General features: G+C 36.8%; 17 protein-coding genes and 1 other annotated feature. Of the genes, 5 read left to right on the plus strand and 12 right to left on the minus strand.

From position 1 onward, the window contains the following. Window positions 1-13: 13 nt before the first annotated feature. The 8 genes from QE109_RS05130 to QE109_RS05165 all read right to left on the minus strand — a co-directional run bounded on the left by QE109_RS05130 (window position 14) and on the right by QE109_RS05165 (window position 7,651). Window positions 14-733: an MBL fold metallo-hydrolase gene (locus QE109_RS05130; protein WP_281093334.1), complete on the minus strand. Its 720-nt coding sequence runs from the start codon at window positions 731-733 to the stop codon at window positions 14-16. 63 nt (window positions 734-796) lie between these two features. After that, on the minus strand, window positions 797-1,384 hold the full coding sequence (gene thpR, locus QE109_RS05135) for an RNA 2',3'-cyclic phosphodiesterase (protein WP_281093335.1): 588 nt from the start codon (window positions 1,382-1,384) through the stop codon (window positions 797-799). 61 nt (window positions 1,385-1,445) lie between these two features. After that, a complete protein-coding gene (locus tag QE109_RS05140) occupies window positions 1,446-2,516 on the minus strand; it encodes a S66 family peptidase (RefSeq protein ID WP_281093336.1) in 1,071 nt (356 codons plus the stop codon). An 18-nt stretch (window positions 2,517-2,534) separates the two neighbouring features. Beyond that, window positions 2,535-3,947, minus strand: a complete 1,413-nt coding sequence (locus tag QE109_RS05145) for a sigma-54 interaction domain-containing protein (RefSeq protein WP_281093337.1) — start codon at window positions 3,945-3,947, stop codon at window positions 2,535-2,537. Window positions 3,948-3,960: 13 nt separating this feature from the next. Then, the gene (locus QE109_RS05150; RefSeq protein ID WP_281093338.1) at window positions 3,961-4,626 is read right to left on the minus strand and encodes an HAD family hydrolase; all 666 of its coding nucleotides are present in this window, start codon (window positions 4,624-4,626) and stop codon (window positions 3,961-3,963) included. Between the two features lie 156 nt (window positions 4,627-4,782). Continuing rightward, on the minus strand, window positions 4,783-6,138 hold the full coding sequence (locus tag QE109_RS05155) for a TraB/GumN family protein (RefSeq protein ID WP_281093339.1): 1,356 nt from the start codon (window positions 6,136-6,138) through the stop codon (window positions 4,783-4,785). 209 nt (window positions 6,139-6,347) lie between these two features. Beyond that, window positions 6,348-6,995 (minus strand): 3-oxoacid CoA-transferase subunit B, encoded by a 648-nt coding sequence (locus QE109_RS05160; RefSeq protein ID WP_281093340.1) that lies wholly within the window; start codon window positions 6,993-6,995, stop codon window positions 6,348-6,350. An 8-nt stretch (window positions 6,996-7,003) separates the two neighbouring features. Next, window positions 7,004-7,651, minus strand: coding sequence for a CoA transferase subunit A (locus QE109_RS05165; RefSeq protein WP_281093341.1), 648 nt, complete (start codon window positions 7,649-7,651; stop codon window positions 7,004-7,006). 469 nt (window positions 7,652-8,120) lie between these two features. Between QE109_RS05165 and QE109_RS05170 the strand changes: the two genes are divergently transcribed. Further along, window positions 8,121-8,534, plus strand: a complete 414-nt coding sequence (locus tag QE109_RS05170; protein ID WP_281093342.1) for a bacteriohemerythrin — start codon at window positions 8,121-8,123, stop codon at window positions 8,532-8,534. Window positions 8,535-8,643: 109 nt separating this feature from the next. Here QE109_RS05170 and cysS read toward each other — a convergent pair whose 3' ends face one another. Together cysS and QE109_RS05180 are read right to left on the minus strand one after the other, a co-directional pair. Then, complete coding sequence (cysS, locus tag QE109_RS05175; RefSeq protein ID WP_281093367.1) at window positions 8,644-10,080, minus strand: cysteine--tRNA ligase; 1,437 nt, start codon at window positions 10,078-10,080, stop codon at window positions 8,644-8,646. Window positions 10,081-10,223: 143 nt separating this feature from the next. Further along, window positions 10,224-10,422, minus strand: a binding site (T-box leader). A 69-nt stretch (window positions 10,423-10,491) separates the two neighbouring features. Further along, the gene (locus tag QE109_RS05180; protein WP_281093343.1) at window positions 10,492-11,367 is read right to left on the minus strand and encodes a tRNA 2-thiocytidine biosynthesis TtcA family protein; all 876 of its coding nucleotides are present in this window, start codon (window positions 11,365-11,367) and stop codon (window positions 10,492-10,494) included. Between the two features lie 156 nt (window positions 11,368-11,523). On the opposite strand from QE109_RS05180, the gene QE109_RS05185 reads away from it, so the two are divergent. Further along, window positions 11,524-11,778 (plus strand): hypothetical protein, encoded by a 255-nt coding sequence (locus tag QE109_RS05185; protein WP_281093344.1) that lies wholly within the window; start codon window positions 11,524-11,526, stop codon window positions 11,776-11,778. A gap of 61 nt (window positions 11,779-11,839) precedes the next feature. Here QE109_RS05185 and QE109_RS05190 read toward each other — a convergent pair whose 3' ends face one another. After that, the gene (locus QE109_RS05190; protein WP_281093345.1) at window positions 11,840-12,931 is read right to left on the minus strand and encodes an RDD family protein; all 1,092 of its coding nucleotides are present in this window, start codon (window positions 12,929-12,931) and stop codon (window positions 11,840-11,842) included. A gap of 68 nt (window positions 12,932-12,999) precedes the next feature. Next, window positions 13,000-14,367, minus strand: coding sequence for a type 2 periplasmic-binding domain-containing protein (locus QE109_RS05195; RefSeq protein WP_281093346.1), 1,368 nt, complete (start codon window positions 14,365-14,367; stop codon window positions 13,000-13,002). A gap of 167 nt (window positions 14,368-14,534) precedes the next feature. Between QE109_RS05195 and QE109_RS05200 the strand changes: the two genes are divergently transcribed. From QE109_RS05200 to QE109_RS05210, 3 genes are read left to right on the plus strand one after another with little or no spacing between them, the layout of a single operon-like run. Further along, a complete protein-coding gene (locus tag QE109_RS05200; RefSeq protein ID WP_281093347.1) occupies window positions 14,535-15,389 on the plus strand; it encodes an ABC transporter ATP-binding protein in 855 nt (284 codons plus the stop codon). Then, on the plus strand, window positions 15,382-16,035 hold the full coding sequence (locus tag QE109_RS05205; RefSeq protein ID WP_281093348.1) for an ABC-2 transporter permease: 654 nt from the start codon (window positions 15,382-15,384) through the stop codon (window positions 16,033-16,035). The genes QE109_RS05200 and QE109_RS05205 overlap by 8 nt, the downstream gene beginning before the upstream one ends. Next, on the plus strand, window positions 16,035-16,400 hold the full coding sequence (locus tag QE109_RS05210) for a GntR family transcriptional regulator (protein WP_281093349.1): 366 nt from the start codon (window positions 16,035-16,037) through the stop codon (window positions 16,398-16,400). Before QE109_RS05205 ends, QE109_RS05210 begins: the two co-directional genes overlap by 1 nt. Window positions 16,401-16,429: the final 29 nt, after the last annotated feature.

A 16,429-nucleotide genomic window follows, 5' to 3' on the forward strand; every position in this document is an offset into this window, starting at 1 on the left:
TCTCCTTTTTGTATCATATCGTTTTTAAAATCTCAGATATATTCCCTTCTACGACTCCACCATGATAACAGATGACACGTTCAAGTTCATAATGACTTAACTTGATTGCAGAACGTCTCGCTTCATCTAAATCCAAAGAATACTGGGGGTTGGCCATCATTAAAGTACCTTCCTCTGCAATGAGTGCATCACCTGAAATCAATGTTTTTTCTACAGTCACGATGACGGACATATGCCCTGGCATATGACCCGGGGTGGCGATCACTATCACCTTACCTGCTTCATCAAGCGCATCACCATCTTTTAAAATAGTATCTACCTTTACTTTTTCAATCCCTTCTAGATAGGCATGAAAACCTCTTGCCCACTCTTTTCTTTCTTCTGGAAGCGTATCATAGATCGACTCTGCCTGAACCAGTCTTAACGATTTCTTCTCACCCTCTAGGTAGGGAACTTCGAGCTCTGATGCACAAATTTTAACCTTTGGGTATTTTCTTTTAAGCGCTGCGAGTGAACCAAAATGATCGTGATCATGATGTGTAATCATCACTTTGGTGAGCGCCTCTGGTGCATACCCTGCGTTTTTAATCGCGCCTTCTAAGAGTTCTAATAACCCTGGATTGCCACAATCAACCAATATCAAGTTATCACCACTTTCAATGATTACAGGTGTCAATCTCATGATCATGCCGTTATTTTCAAATTTTAGTGGTAACATCGTCGTCTTTGTCATACTGACCTCCGTCGTCATATAATCATAATCATAAATTTCAACTTCAAATTCAATTTCAATTCATTATTCCAAAGTAGTAGGGGAAAAGGCATAAGTACGAATGGGGCGATATACCCTTCTTCCACCTACAGATTCTGACCGGAATAAGGTGAGTTCTCTTGCCATAAAACTCTTTTCTAATGCCTTAAAATATGGCTTTACTGCTTCGATATCAGCGGAAAATCTCAAATCCTGTCCTAGAGTGATATGGGGTGCATAATCTCTATAATCTTTCGCAAATCCTTTTTCAGTTAATGCAAATTCCAGTTCAAAATAGAGTTCATTTAGCGCCTTCATGTTCCCATCAACGCCAAGCCACAACACCTTAACAAGAGGCCCTTTTGATTCATCTGTAGATGATTTAAGTCCAAATGTACCACCGCCTTTTAGCTGTAGCTTAAAAGGTTTAATCTTATCTATCATGCTCTGAATAGCACCATCAATCACACTTATTTGTCCCTCTTCAATTTCACCTAAAAATCTAAGTGTCAAATGAAAATTGTCTTCATATTTCCAGTTTCCCTTACTTACATAAGGTTTTAATTTTTCTTGCAGTTGAAAAATCTGATTCTTGAGTTCCAAGTCCAGATCAATCCCTATAAAAATGCGCATAACGCCTCCTCAAGAAATCTATCGTTAACCTGCCTAATAGAAACGCTTTAATTTAATCTTATTATATGATCCCAGATTCTAAAAGCTCAATCGTCTTATTGTCACAGTCTATACTCACAAGTACACCTATGGGGAATGTTAACATAGGTGCAGTGTGACCAATGTTGATGTTATAGATAATTGGAAGTGCTTTTCTTCCTGCTTCATGGACAACGACATCTAGCAAACACTCTTGATAAGCTTCAAAATATTTTTCATGATAAGGTTTTCCCATGATGATGCCATTAATTTTATCAAATATTCCTATAGCCGCAAAACATCTTAGCATATACCTGAAATTGTCTGGCGTAGGCATCTCTTCACTTGTTTCTAAGAAGAGAATTGCATCTTGGAAAACACTTGCTGCTGGCCAAAGTTCTGTACCTCTAAGCCAATCTATCACTTCTACACAGCCGCCGATTAGTCTACCTTTAACTTGACCAGTACCATTTAAACACATGATACCATGTGCTTCAAAGTTCATCGTTCTAAGTATGTTCAGATTTTCAGGATTGGTCCACTCTATTCTTTCGCTGGTCCACTGATCACTTACTTCGAGCTTGCCAATAGGTGATTTATCCATCAATGCTTTGATAAAATTGTCTTTTGTAAACGCATGCATCTTTACATTTTCACCAAATTCACTTAAAATTGCTGGCCCGTAGAAACTAGCAAGTCCAGCTTTTAGACACATAAAGTGGTTAACAGTGGTGTCTGAGTAGCCTAAAAACACTTTAGGGTTGTTACGAATGACATCAAAATCAATATAAGGTAAAAGTCTCAAAGTATCATCTCCACCTATGCAAGAAAATATACCTTTGATCTCAGGATTAAGAAAAGCATCCATAAAGTCTTTTGCTCTAAGCTCAGGATGATCATATAAAAAGCGCGAGCCTTTTAGTGCATGTTCTGCTTCCAAAACAATAAATCCAAATTCAGTTTCAAGTCTATTTTTAGCAAGCTTATAACGCTGGATTATGCCCGGTTCTCCGGCACCACCCCACGAAAGACTAACTGCCATAATTTTGTCACCTCTTTTTAGACCACTAGGACGGATAAGTTCATCCAGTGCATTTAGTATGAAATTTGCCATGCCTTCACCTCATTTCACTTACTTGGATTCAATCCCTAATTTTGCCATCTTTTTGTAGAGTGCAGTTCTATGAATCCCTAGAATTTGGGCTGCTTTCGTTCTACTGCCTCTTGCCTCGTCGATCGCTTTCTCTATCAAGGTTTTCTCTACCCGATCCATCATCGTATATAAATCTGAATCCAAATTTTGAGGCACTAATGATAGAACATCTAAATACTGTGTTTCTTGAACAATTTTATCATGCGCAATATAGTCCGGTAGGTCACTTACGATAATCTGCTTCGTTTTTGATAAGTTAACCGCACTTTCGACCACATTTCGCAGTTCTCTAACATTCCCCGGCCAGGTATAATGCTCTAAACAATGTTTAGCTTCTTTAGAAAAACCTTCGAGAGAACTGTTATTCTCTTTCGCAAAATGAGTAACATAATGAGTCGCCAAAAGCATTACATCGCGCTTACGATCTTTAAGTGGTGGCAACTGAAGATGGACAACTTTTAAGCGATAGTATAAGTCACTTCTAAATTTTCCTTGATTTACAAGTTCATGCAATTCTTCATTTGATGCAGAAATAAAACGCACATCAATGTTGATACGCTGATTGCCTCCAACCCGTTCCATTTCTCTTTCTTCAATGACTCTAAGTAACTTTGCTTGCATCTCAAAAGGCATAGAACTAAGCTCATCTAAAAAGATAGTCCCTCCATTTGCAAGTTCAAACTTGCCAATTCGACCATGTGTGGATGCCCCTGTAAATGCCCCCGGTTCATAACCAAAAAGTTCAGACTCAAATAAATCTTTAGGAATGCTGGCACAGTTAATCCTCACAAAAGGACCATACCGTCTAAGGCTCGCCTCATGAATCGCATGAGCAAAATATTCTTTTCCAGTACCACTCGCCCCTTCGATGTAGACACTTACATTTCCTTCAGCTGCTTTTTTTGCACTATCTATAAGTGAGAGCATGTGAGGATCAGCAGTTAATATCGATTCAAAAGAATATTTGGCGAGGTTGAGTCTCTTAAGCTCCTGTTTATATTTCTTCACATGCTGTTTCATCTGTTCAAGATGGTCAGAAAGGTGTTTGACCTCTAATATATCTTTAAACAAAATCGTACCAACAGCACCTACGACCTCACTGTTTCTGATAATTGGGATCCGTGAGGTCACACAATTATGTCCTTTGATGATCTGTATATCACCAATTTCAGGCATACCAGTTTTTAGCACAATATGAAGGCGTGTATTTTCTACGACTTCGGTAACATGTTTTCCGATGACTTCTTCTTCTTTGACATCGAGGAACCGTTCATACTTGAACTTAATAATCAGACCATCTTTATCGATGATGATGAGTCCCTCGTAAGCCTTTTCTATAAATTCATCTAAAATTTCCATCTCCCATTTAAGTTGCTCGTAGCTTCTATCCACACCTTCACCTCTATTACTGAATTTGATCGATCACTTTTAATAATTCTCCAGGGGTCTCAATTACATAATCGGGTTTTAGCTCAAGCAGTCTGTCTCTACTCAGTAACGTCCAACCTACTAAAACTGACCTACACCCTGCATTTTTAGCAGTTTCTATGTCATGTCCGCTATCACCTACGAATAAACTCTCCTCAATTGCACTTGTCATCTCCTCCCTTGGTATGCCAAGCTGAGAAAGTGCAGATAAAACACCTTCGTGATGCGGTTTAGGGATACTCACATCATCTAGCGAGATGGTTGCACCAAGTAACTGATGCAAATCAAATTGACTGATACCATGATTAATCCCATTTCGCCCTTTATTTGATACCACTGCTGTTTGGATACCTCTATCTTTAAGCTCTTTTAATAAATCAATTACACCGTCATAGATCTTTGTTAGTGCCTCTTGTACACGTCTATATTCTAGACGATACATTTCAACTAACCTCGGATATTCTTCATCTGACAAAAAAGACATCTGCTCAACGATAGGTTTTCCCAACACTTCTTCTAGCTCATGTGGTTTAAAGGGATACCCTCTAAAGTCTACCGCTACATGGTTTAATGAAGAGATCACCGCTTCATTTGAATCTATCAAAGTTCCATCAAAATCAAAAAGTATATATTTTATAGCCATTTTTCCTCCAATAATATTTAAACTCAATTATTCAATTATATTTATTTCATTATATAATATCGTTTCGTTTTACAAAAGGATAAAAAAAAACAGCGGAATCAGAATGAACCGACCGCTGTTTTTTGTTCTGGAGTTTTAAATGATTTTAACTATCGCTTAGTACATCCAATCTACTGTATAACCATCCGCTTCTAAAGTTTTGATGATGTTAGTTGGATTGATAAAGTGTCCTGCACCAACTACTATAAAGTAAGTTGTACTTCCATCTTGTTCAAGAATGTTTTCTATCTTTGTAGACATGTCTTGATCTCTTTTACCAAAAAGCATATCTGTAAGTTCATTGCTCTCTTCTTCTGATGAAGCGTTGAAGCTAGTTGTAAACTCTTCTAAATTACCATTGATCCAGTATGCTAACCATTCGTCTAGCAAGTTTGCACTTTCAGTTGACTCACCAGTTGCTGGAGCAAGTATACCATCAACAATTGCAGTAAGGTACTCTTCTTGGAACTCTGGTGTTAAACCATCAAAAAGATCTGTTTGATACGGAATACCTTCTAGTTCGTATACAGGTTTACCTGTTAAATAAGACTTCACTGTGAAATAGAGATCTATACCTAAATTTGCACCTTCAGTTGCACCCTCAGTCTGATCAGTATTTGACATTGAAACTACATTAAGTTCATTTGAAAGACTCCAAGGCTTGAGCGTACCATATACACTTTCATCAAGGTTATATTTCTCAAATACTTTTTTTAATTTATCATAAAGTTCTTTAGAAATATGAGAATCTATCGTCGTACCATCTGTGTAGAACGCTTTGCTTCTAAAATAATCCATACCACCTGCTTGGTTTAGCAAGTCAGCTTCAACCAAAAGTGCATCTGAAGCGTCAAATGCATCTGTTAACATCGTATTTAAAGGGTATTGATCAGTGCTTCCTACATGGACAGAACCAAGTAAATAAACTGTGTTTCCGCCTTTTTCGACTTTCCAAAACACACCTTTTCCGCCTGCTTCTAACTGCTCATATGCAAACTTAACAGTGTTAATTCCAAACAATATTGCTTGCTCAGTGTTACATGTTTTATCAAGGTTTAAACCACTTAGCGTCCCATTTACGATACCGCTTGATTGCATATACGTCATTGCATCACCTTTTGTAACAAGACCATACGCACCTAAGAGGTTATAAAATTGTGTGAGTACATTGCCTCTTGTTAATTGCTCACTCACTGGCATTGCTTCAAAATCTACTTTGTCAGCAACAACATCAAGTTTTAAATCCACTTGTTTGATGAGTTCTGATAATTTTTCCTGTGTAATCGTTTCATTGAAATTCTCATAGTACCAAGTCATCGGGTAGATACCGTACTTTTCACCTTCATTGAGTGTTGAAACTGCCCAACTACTGATATTCATCGTTTGTTGTTCATCAGCCCAAACTGGTGTAATCGTCGAAACGAGGATTGCTACCATCATGATTACTGATAGAATTTTCTTAGTTTTTTTCATTCTTTTCTCCTTTTTAGTCCCATGCTTTCATTAGTTTTATATCACGTTACAATTTTATCAAACTTGTCCTATTATAAGCATTAGAAAAGTATTAAAATTCTATGAGATATTATCATACAAATAAAAAAGCACCCCAAGTGGGGTGCCAATATGCGTCCGTGGTACTAGTTAAGCCTAGTAAATCCCTCCACAAAGGCACAGATTAATTGCTAAATCATTGCTTTTATTTGGTCAGAAATGATTAGTTTCGCTTCTGTCGCAAGTTGAATTTCATCAATTGTGTAGTCTGTGTTGTATTCCACAAGTACTAAGCCTTGTGGTGTTACATCCATCACACCCATCTCAGTGATAATCTTACTTACTTTTTTTGCACCTGTCAAAGGAAGCGTACATTTTTTTAATATCTTAATCTCGCCCTTTGCAGTATGGGTCATGGCCACGATGACCTTTTTGGCACCGCCAACAAGATCCATCGCACCACCCATTCCTGGTACAAGTTTACCAGGGATCATCCAGTTAGCAAGGTTTCCTTCTTCATCTACTTGTAACGCCCCGAGTACGGTGGCATCCAAATGTCCCCCACGTATAATCGTGAATGACATTGCGCTGTCGAAGAAAACACCGCCTGGCATTATGGTTACTGGCATCCCGCCGGCATTAACCAGATTAAGATCAACTTGATCTGCTTCTGGTGCAGGGCCAATACCTGTAAAGCCATTTTCTGAATGCAGGATAATTTCTACCCCTTCGTCTATAAAGTTAGGAACTAAAGTTGGGAGACCAATTCCTAAGTTGACTACATCTCCATCGTTAAACTCTTTTGCAACACGTCTTGCAATTATTTCTTTTGCGTCCATATGCCCTCCTATGCCTTCACAATATAATTGACAAAGAGGCTAGGTGTCATAATTAAATGTGGGTCAAGTTCACCAACTTTGACAAGCTCTTCCGCTTCAACGATGACCACTTCAGCTGCAGTTGCCATAAGTGGGTTAAAGTTACGTGTTGATTCATGATAGTATACATTGCCTTTTTCATCTACTTTTGAACCGAATATTAAAGCCACATCTGCTTTCAATGCTTTTTCAAGCAAGAAAGTTTTGCCATCAATAATCAGATGATCTTTACCTTCAGCTACAGGAGTACCAATACCTATCGGTGTTAATACACCACCAAGTCCAGCTCCACCAGAGCGTACTTGTTCAGCAAGTGTGCCTTGAGGTACTAAAACGACCTCTAACTTGCCTTCGTTCATGAGTCTGCCAGTTTCCTTATTTGTGCCAATGTGCGAAACGATGACTTTTTTTGCTTGACCACTAACCACTAATTTGCCAATCCCTCTATCGACAAAACCAGTGTCATTGCCAATTATCGTCAAATCCTTTACGCCTTTTTCAATTAATGCATCGATAACCTTTTCAGGACTACCGCAAGCGAGAAACCCACCGATCATAATGGTCATGCCATCTTTGATATGATCAAGTGCTTGTTCCATGGTAATGACTTTTTTCATCCATATCCTCCGAAATTGTGATTATGTTTGAAACATAATGAAAATCCCTATTTCCCTATCTTTTTTATAAGCAATATCCATGCCAACTTACCATTTGAAAATAAACTAATTGTTGAAATCTAGTATTTCAAGTTCATTAGCGCATTATGTTTTTTTACTATTAACTTCTATTTATTGGATTTCACTTTATTTTATGTTCATTACTTAGACATTTGTAAATAAAGACAACAATCTCATTTGAGTTGTAGCCATTTGACTACAATTTAATACGTCTTTTCACTGGTGAGTATCTGAAAACTGCAGAGTGTATCATTTTTGCTACAGATTTTAGAAAAACGTGTAGCAAATCTGATACACTTCATCACTGCTATCACACATATCAGTTCATTTTTGAGTTCGCTTCAAATATCATACTAATGTATGTTTTCTTCACAAATTTATGGGTATTTCATATGCAGGAGGTGAATTTATGCAGGTATATAAATGGACTGATAGTCTTAAGACCAATATTGATAAAATTGACAATGATCATAAACTGATTATTTCTAAAGCTCAAGAATTGGCAGATGCAATGTCACAAGGTAAAGGCAAAGGGCAAATCGTTGAAACTTTGGGCTTCTTGCAAAAATACGTTAAAACACATTTTGCAGAAGAAGAAATCATGCAACAAAAAGCTAAATTCAGCGACATAGAAATGCACAAAAAAAATCATACTTATTTTATCAACGAACTTGATAAACTCTCAGCAAAAATTGCGCAAGATCCAACATCAACCGTTAACGTGATTGAACTTAATCGTTTGATTTCAGGTTGGTTTATGAACCACATCCAAAAGATGGATGTAGAAGTAGCAAAACACATCAATGGGAACAATAAAAACTAGATGTGTATGTTACTAAGCTAAAAGGAAAAGGCCATACGTTCACAAATCTTCTGTGACGTATAGCCTTTTTTAGTTATATATATATCCTAATTATTATTTTACATCTTAATTAATCTTTAGACCACCTAGCACCTTCAGCAGTATCCACTATAGTGATCCCTTTTGCCTTAAGTTCATCTCTTATTAAGTCAGCCGTTGACCAATCCTTATTCTTTTTAGCATTGGTCCTTTCAATTATTTTGCCTTCAATCCATGCTACTTCATCATCCGATGCATCAACTTTTTTCTCATCTATTGGGGTTAATAAATCCAAAGATAGAACTTGGTCCATATAAGCAAATAACGTCGCTTTTTCTGATGTACTTACCTCTGACTTAAGGACGTCATAAAGAACCGTTACTGCGTTTGCAGTATTGAGATCATCTTCTAGACAGTCCACGAACTTACCATATAAATTTTGAGCTTCCTCTGTTAAGTTCTCTACTTTACCTAACACATCAGTTGAGCTAAGAAGCGCATCTTTTGCAATGCTACTTGTTCTCTTTCTTAGTTTAAAGTATGCATTTTCAGCCATTTCTAAACTCTCATAGGAGAAAGTTAATTGTTTTCTGTAATGTGATCCCAGTACAAAATAACGGTAACTAAGCGGATCAAATCCTTTTTTTTCTAACAAAGAAACTGTTAAAAACTCTCCTTTAGATTTACTCATTTTTCCCTTAGGTTCAATTAAGAACTCTGCATGCCACCAATACTTTGTCCATGGTTTACCAGTATAGCTCTCAGTTTGAGCGATTTCGTTGGTATGATGTACAGGAATATGGTCCACACCACCACAGTGAATATCCAGTTGTTCTCCTAGATTGCTAAGTGAGATTACAGAACATTCAATGTGCCAGCCTGGATAACCTACACCCCATGGTGACTCCCATTTCATCGCTTGGTTTTCAAATTTAGACTTAGTAAACCAAAGTACAAAATCCTGTGGGTTCTTTTTAAAAGTATCTTCTTCTACACCCTCTCTATGTGCAATTCTAAGTTCATCGAGGTTTAACTTAGAAAGGGCTGTATAGCGTTCAAACTTCGAGATATCAAAGTATACGTTGCCATTTGTAAAATACGTGTAACCCTTATCCTCTAAAGTCTTGATAAAATCAATATACTTTGAGATATAATCTGTTGCTTTTGCAACGATTTCTGGTTTTTTGATATTTAATTTTCCACAATCTGTGAAAAAGGCATCTGTATAAAACGCTGCAACTTGCCATACAGTTTTGTTTTCTCTTAGCGCACCTTTTAGCATCTTGTCTTCGCCATCATCGGCGTCCGATTCGAGATGTCCAACATCAGTAATATTCATAACGCGTTTCACATCATAGCCAATAAATCCTAAAGCCTTTTCTAGAATATCTTCATGGATGTAAGTTCTTAAATTGCCTATATGTGCATAGTTATATACTGTAGGTCCACAAGTATAAAGTTTCACTTCCTTTTCGTGGTATGGCATAAAATCTTCTATACTTCGTGACATAGAATTATAGAGCTTCATCATACAGCGCCTCCTATCAATTTTTATTTTACGGACTCCCTGTCCAATTTATACGATTTAACTATCATCAAAATCTTCGGGTGTCGAGCCCTCAGATTCTGCCACAAAGTTGTTGTGACTTAAAAAAATTCCTCGCCCTTTTTTACAAAGGCGAGGAATATCGCGGTTCCACTTTGTTTACTTCTCAAGGACCTTTAACGGAATCATCCGGCATAGCCTACTCGTTACACTTTCGGTATGCACTCGCGAGGGCATTCGTTGTATTTTCCATGAGCTTTTTCACCACACAAGCTCTCTCTACAATGGTCAAGTACAAGTACTCTTCTCGGTCTTAGCGTTAATATATTCATAACACAAAAACATATGTCATGTCAAGAGACGGTCTAAAATGCATGTTGTGATCTTGATTGCTTATGCTTCCTCTGGATAAAAATCATCTAAGAAATTATAGCTCTTACCATCTTTGTGCCAACCAACAACACAGTCCATCTGTACATTATGCGCTGACTTTAAGATACATTTATCTACATCTGGATGCACTTTTTTAAGTGTCGCAATCAGCTCTTTCATCTCAAGTCTCTTACTTGAAGTCTTCTTCGCAGCGACCATACAACCACAGTTCATGGGAGATATACCGTTAGATTGTACAAAATGGATAATATGTTCTTCTCTCACATAATACAGCGGTCTGATCAGTTCAAGTCCTTCAAAATTATCTGATTTAAGTCTTGGCATCATGGTTTTGGTCATCCCTGCATAGAAGATGTTCAACAGTTGCGTCTCGATCACATCATCAAAATGATGGCCAAGAGCTAATTTATTACACCCAAGTTCTTTTGCCTTGGCATACAAAGTACCCCTTCGCATCTTAGCGCAAAGGTAACAAGGGTAATCACTTGAAATTTTATCTATGACTTCAAAAATTCCAGAATCAAAATAATTTATAGGAATGTTTAGATGCTCACAGTTTTCTTTTAGTAATTTCTCATTCACAGGGTGGTAGCCTGGATTCATGGCGAGATATTCAATCTCAAAATTGACATCGCCATGCTTTTGAAGTTCTTGTAGAAGCTTACAAAGGATCAAGCTGTCTTTTCCACCTGATACGCCTATAGCTATTTTATCTCCTTCTTCTACCAACCGAAATTCTTTAACGGCTTTGATAAATTTAGTCCACACCGTTTTTCTAAATTTCTTAATCAGACTTCTTTCTATTTCTTCAACTGGCTTTAGTGGTGATGTAGTCAAGATTAATTCACATCCACTGCCCATTATGCTTTCACTCATTATTACTCCCTTGCTCTAATATATATCACTAAATCATACGATACAACCGAATGTGATTATACTATATAGGGGCCTCAGTGTAAAGTCGTCTGTAACTTATGATTAAATCAACTCACACGGGATATATATTACTCATAATAAAGGAAGAGGTGCGGTATGAGATATATTATGGGGATTCAAATAGGAGATCGAGAACAAGAAGCACTGCGAGTTCAAGAAGTGCTTTCAAAGCACGGTTGTATTATCAAAACTAGGCTTGGATTACACGAAGCAACAGATGGGCAATGTGCTTCTAACGGCTTAATTTTACTTGAATTTATTAAGGGTAAGGATGAAGAAGTAAAACAGATTACCAATGAGCTTTCAGCACTCGAATCTGTGCAGGTAAAGCAGATGACATTTACAGTTTAACTTCATAGAAATGAAAGAGGACTCATTCGTATAATGAGTCCTTTTAATTTACAATATATCACTATTCTTTGTACATCCTAAATTCAACTTTAAAGTACTTTTCCTTATCTTCATCTGGAAAAAGTGTACCATAACCCGTCTGACCTATATACCCTGAGTAAGTATAATCGCATGTAATGATAACGCCATGTGATGTATACTGGAAATCTTCAAAAGGTTTTTTAATAATTTGATCAATGATGTCTTCCAGATCGTTTGTAATCAAACTGTTCCCGGGCTGTGCACGTACATATGACAGTATAGATAGTATGATCTCATTTCTATAGCTTGATTGCCAGCCTTCACTATCTTCGAGTTCCACATCAAACGCAAATCCTGTCATTATGCCACCTGTTTCTGTAAATTCAAACACTGGTGGTTCGCTATATAGTCCAATATAGATTGTAGAGCTATCCATTTCTCTGCCTATCCATTTACCTTTATCATCAAGAACTTTCGAGCCCGCTAGATCATAATACGAAGCAAATTCATTGTAGTTTTCACTAAATTCAGCAACTGAGATTTCACCACGATTTTTTGGAAGTGCTGCTAGACTAAAGGTTAAAAACAATACCCCAAACAAAACAATATGTGCTATAAGATATGTGGCTATGCGCCATTTTTTTTGATCTTTTAAATGGACCACTGAGTCAAGTTCCCAATCAAGCGTTTCACCTGCATCACATTCTTTGTAGGATTTGAACAGACGTACTAAATTATAGATGGGAATAGAGAGGCCATATCCTCTCCAAAAAACAGTCAAGACTCTCTCAAGTCCAACTTTGTATGACAATTTATCTCCAAAAGGATCTGTTACCCGAATGCCTAAAAGCCATTTTCCGGGTGTTGTACCAAAAATCATAAGCAGTATGGGTTCAAAAATAATCATAAACAGAAGCGCAATTAGCGAATCAAGTATATTTCCCCCTGATGTACGATTGAGGATGTTGATATTAAAAACTAAAGATTGTAATATCGACAGTAAAACACCATACAAGTATAAATCAAAACTTCTCGCAAAAAATCGTCGCCACGGTGAGCGTACTTTGGGAAAAGCATCAATATCTGGTAATTTCTCTTCAGTATGTAACGGTTCATCTACAAAATAAATCAATTCAATATCCTCCTTTTACTTGTTTGCTATGCGTCTAGTGACGCTCCATATGTTATATCTATATTGTATCACATATGGTTCAAACGTTCTTCCAGTCTTTCTAATGCTTTACGAAGCTCAACATCAGTCTTAGCCTCTCCCCATATTTGTTCAGTTGACAACTTTATGATTTCCTCATATGCTACTGTGGAATTGTTAGAGATTGCACTAAAATGAAGGGCTCCCGGTTGATTAAATCGTTCTGATATCAACTCATGTGCTTGGGTGACTGAATCTTGTATAGGCTTCCCATTTGATAACATTTCCTGCGAGCGTGCTAATTCTACCCCGTTTTCATTAACCGTCTTTAGTACTGAACCAGACATTTTAGGAGACTTTGACGTGTAGGTCTGCATATCTGTTTGAAACTCCTGACTCAATAAAAAATTAGCAAAGTCTATAGCATTCGCTTGTTCTTTAGATTGATTATCCAAAATTCCAAAACCCACAGATGCTGTAAAACTGTAATCCCCAATTACAAATCCAGATTGAACATCATTGATATTACTTGAAAAATCCTGCATATCAAATGCATTGAATGCCACTTTAGTTAAGAAATTAACTGGTTTTAGTCGCGCTGTTGAGATCATTGCATCACGTTCCTTACTATAGAGTTCTTTATTAACGCCTGCCAAAAAATCGTTAACATCACCACTACTTAAGTTACGCTCAGGAAGCGCTTTAACAAACGCTTCATTCAACTTAATTTTATTTATAATCGCATCTTGTTCTAGCATAACTTTTTCATCTTCAAAGTGAACCATACTACTTAGTCCCAATCCAGAAAATATACGATAATCAAATAAATTCAACTCAGCATCTTTAGTTTCAGCCCATTTTAAGTAGATTGATTCCACATCTTCGGCACTCATAAAACCAACATTTGGTTCAACACCCAATTCACTTACCACTGTGTTATTCATAACGTTTCCATAGACGAGTGTTGCAAAAGCGCAATACTGCTCACTTTTCATGCCATCAAACACATCACCATTATTTTCTATCATTCCATCTATATGTAACAAATCATTTTTCATTGCTTCAATCACTTGCAGTTCATCTTGGTTCCTAGTATTAAATAGGATCATCTCTGGTTGATCTTTTGATAATAATACCTCTATGCGTTTGGTGAAATAATCCTCTTGCGTATCGGCTTCAATTGATATTAGATTTACTTTTATTCCCGTTTTATTTTTATACTCTTTGGCTGCAAATGTCATCAAATCAGCACCAGATGCTTCAGGAAATTTATCACCATTTGTGTTCCATAGAATTACATCAATTTTTTTACTGCCTCCAAATCCCACTACCGAACCATTTGAACATGCTGTGGTAGTCAAAAGCATCATAAGTATAAGCGTTACTGCAAAGCATCGTTTAAATTTCAATATTTTCATAACCTTCTCCTCTTTTTATATGAATTTATTCTCTGCACTCCCCTCGTCAGATTGTACTTATGTTAGCATGAACTTATTAAGATTTACTTAAAAAAAAATTGACAAACCATTTTCGTTTTGATATATTGTGCATATACGGTAGACACAATTTTGAAAGGAAGTTTAATATGTTTGCATTAGAAGTAAAGGGAATAAATAAAAAATATGAACATTTCGAGTTGAAAGATGTTTCTTTTGAACTCAAAAAAGGTTATATAATGGGCTTCATCGGTGCCAATGGTGCTGGAAAAACCACAACTTTAAAATCTATTTTGAATATGATCCACGTAGAAAGTGGCATCGTAAAGGTTTTTGAACAAAATTTCATTGCAAATGAAATTGAAATGAAACAAAAAATCGGCTATGCCTTTGGTGGTACTGACTTTTACACCCGTAGCCGGGTTAAAAAAGTAACTAGCGTCATCAAGAATTTCTATACAAACTGGGATGATGAAACTTATAAGAATTACCTCAAAAAATTCGAGATTAACGAAAATAAAAAAATCATCGAATTATCTGCTGGGATGCGCGTCAAATACAACCTTGCCATTGCACTTTCACATGGTGCAAAGTTATTGATTTTAGATGAACCGACGAGTGGACTTGATCCTGTTGCGAGAGATAACCTCTTAGATATTTTTCAAGAGCTTGTTGAAGATGGTGAGATGAGTATACTTTTCTCTACACACATCACTTCTGATTTAGAAAAATGTGCAGATTATATCACTTACCTCAATGAAGGACAGATCATAAATAGCTGTGAAAAAGATGCATTTATTGATACGTATCTTCTATTAAATGGAAGTGAGAAGCAACTTGAGACAGTAAAAAACAAATTGATCTCTTATAAAACAAATTCTTTTGGCTTCACGGGATTGATGTTAGCAAAAGACTACGATCCATCAATTGGTATAAAATCCGCAGTGCCAAACTTAGAAGAGATTATGATTTATTATTCAAAGAAGGAGAACAAATATGTATAATTTATTGATAAAAGAACTAAAATTGGCCGTAAGTCCACTTTTCTATATCCTGCCTTTTCTAACTGGTGCTCTAATGCTGATTCCTGGATGGCTGTATTTTATCGTACCAATGTATTTTTTATGGATCACGATTCCAAATGTCTATGGTGCTTATAACACACAAAACGATATCGTTTTTTCTGTATTGATGCCTGTTACAAAAAAAGACATTGTGAAGTCAAAAGTTGTAGTTATCGTGCTTCTTGAATTATTACACCTAGTCATCGCATTTATCTTTGGTCTCATCAGTACGCATCTGTATCCTAACATGTATTATATATTCTTCTCTCCTACTTTAGGGTTTTGGGGACTTAGCTTTGTGATGATGGCTCTATTTAACATTATCTTTATCCCACTGTATTTTAAAACAGCTCAAAAGTACGGTTTGCCACTGATCTACGGTGTCGTTGCAACGCTTGTATTTGCCGCTGGTGCTGAATGGCTAGGTATCGTAAATACCACAGTTTATAATATATTCAAAGGCGCTGGCACTGATAATGCATTGCTTCAAAGTGGTCTGTTGATAGGTGGCATAGTATTATTTGCAATCGTTTCATTTATTGCTTATAATATGGGTACAAAACGATTTGAGAAAGTGAATGTATAATGAATGTAGCAATTTCCAATACATCGGATAAACCCATATATCAGCAGATTTTCGAGCAGATCAGCGCTCAGATCCTAAAGGGTGAAATAGAGGTGGGATTTAGTTTACCACCTATAAGGCAAGCCGCCAAAGAACTACGTGTGAGCATCATCACGGTAAAGAAAGCTTGGGAAGAGCTCGAACATAACGGCCTCATCAATACCGTTACAGGTAAGGGTTGCTTTGTTGCAGATATTTCTACACACAACATGCTTGAAAAACGCAACGAAATGATATTGATCCAGATGACCGAAGACGTCGCTTACTACAAATCACTGGGACTTACTTTCGATGAAGTGGTAGAGCTGATGAAAAAAGTATACTAAACGTGTTTGGAAATAATTAAACGCTTTAT

The organism is Fusibacter bizertensis, from assembly GCF_029914245.1.
GTDB lineage: Bacteria > Bacillota > Clostridia > Peptostreptococcales > Acidaminobacteraceae > Fusibacter_C > Fusibacter_C bizertensis.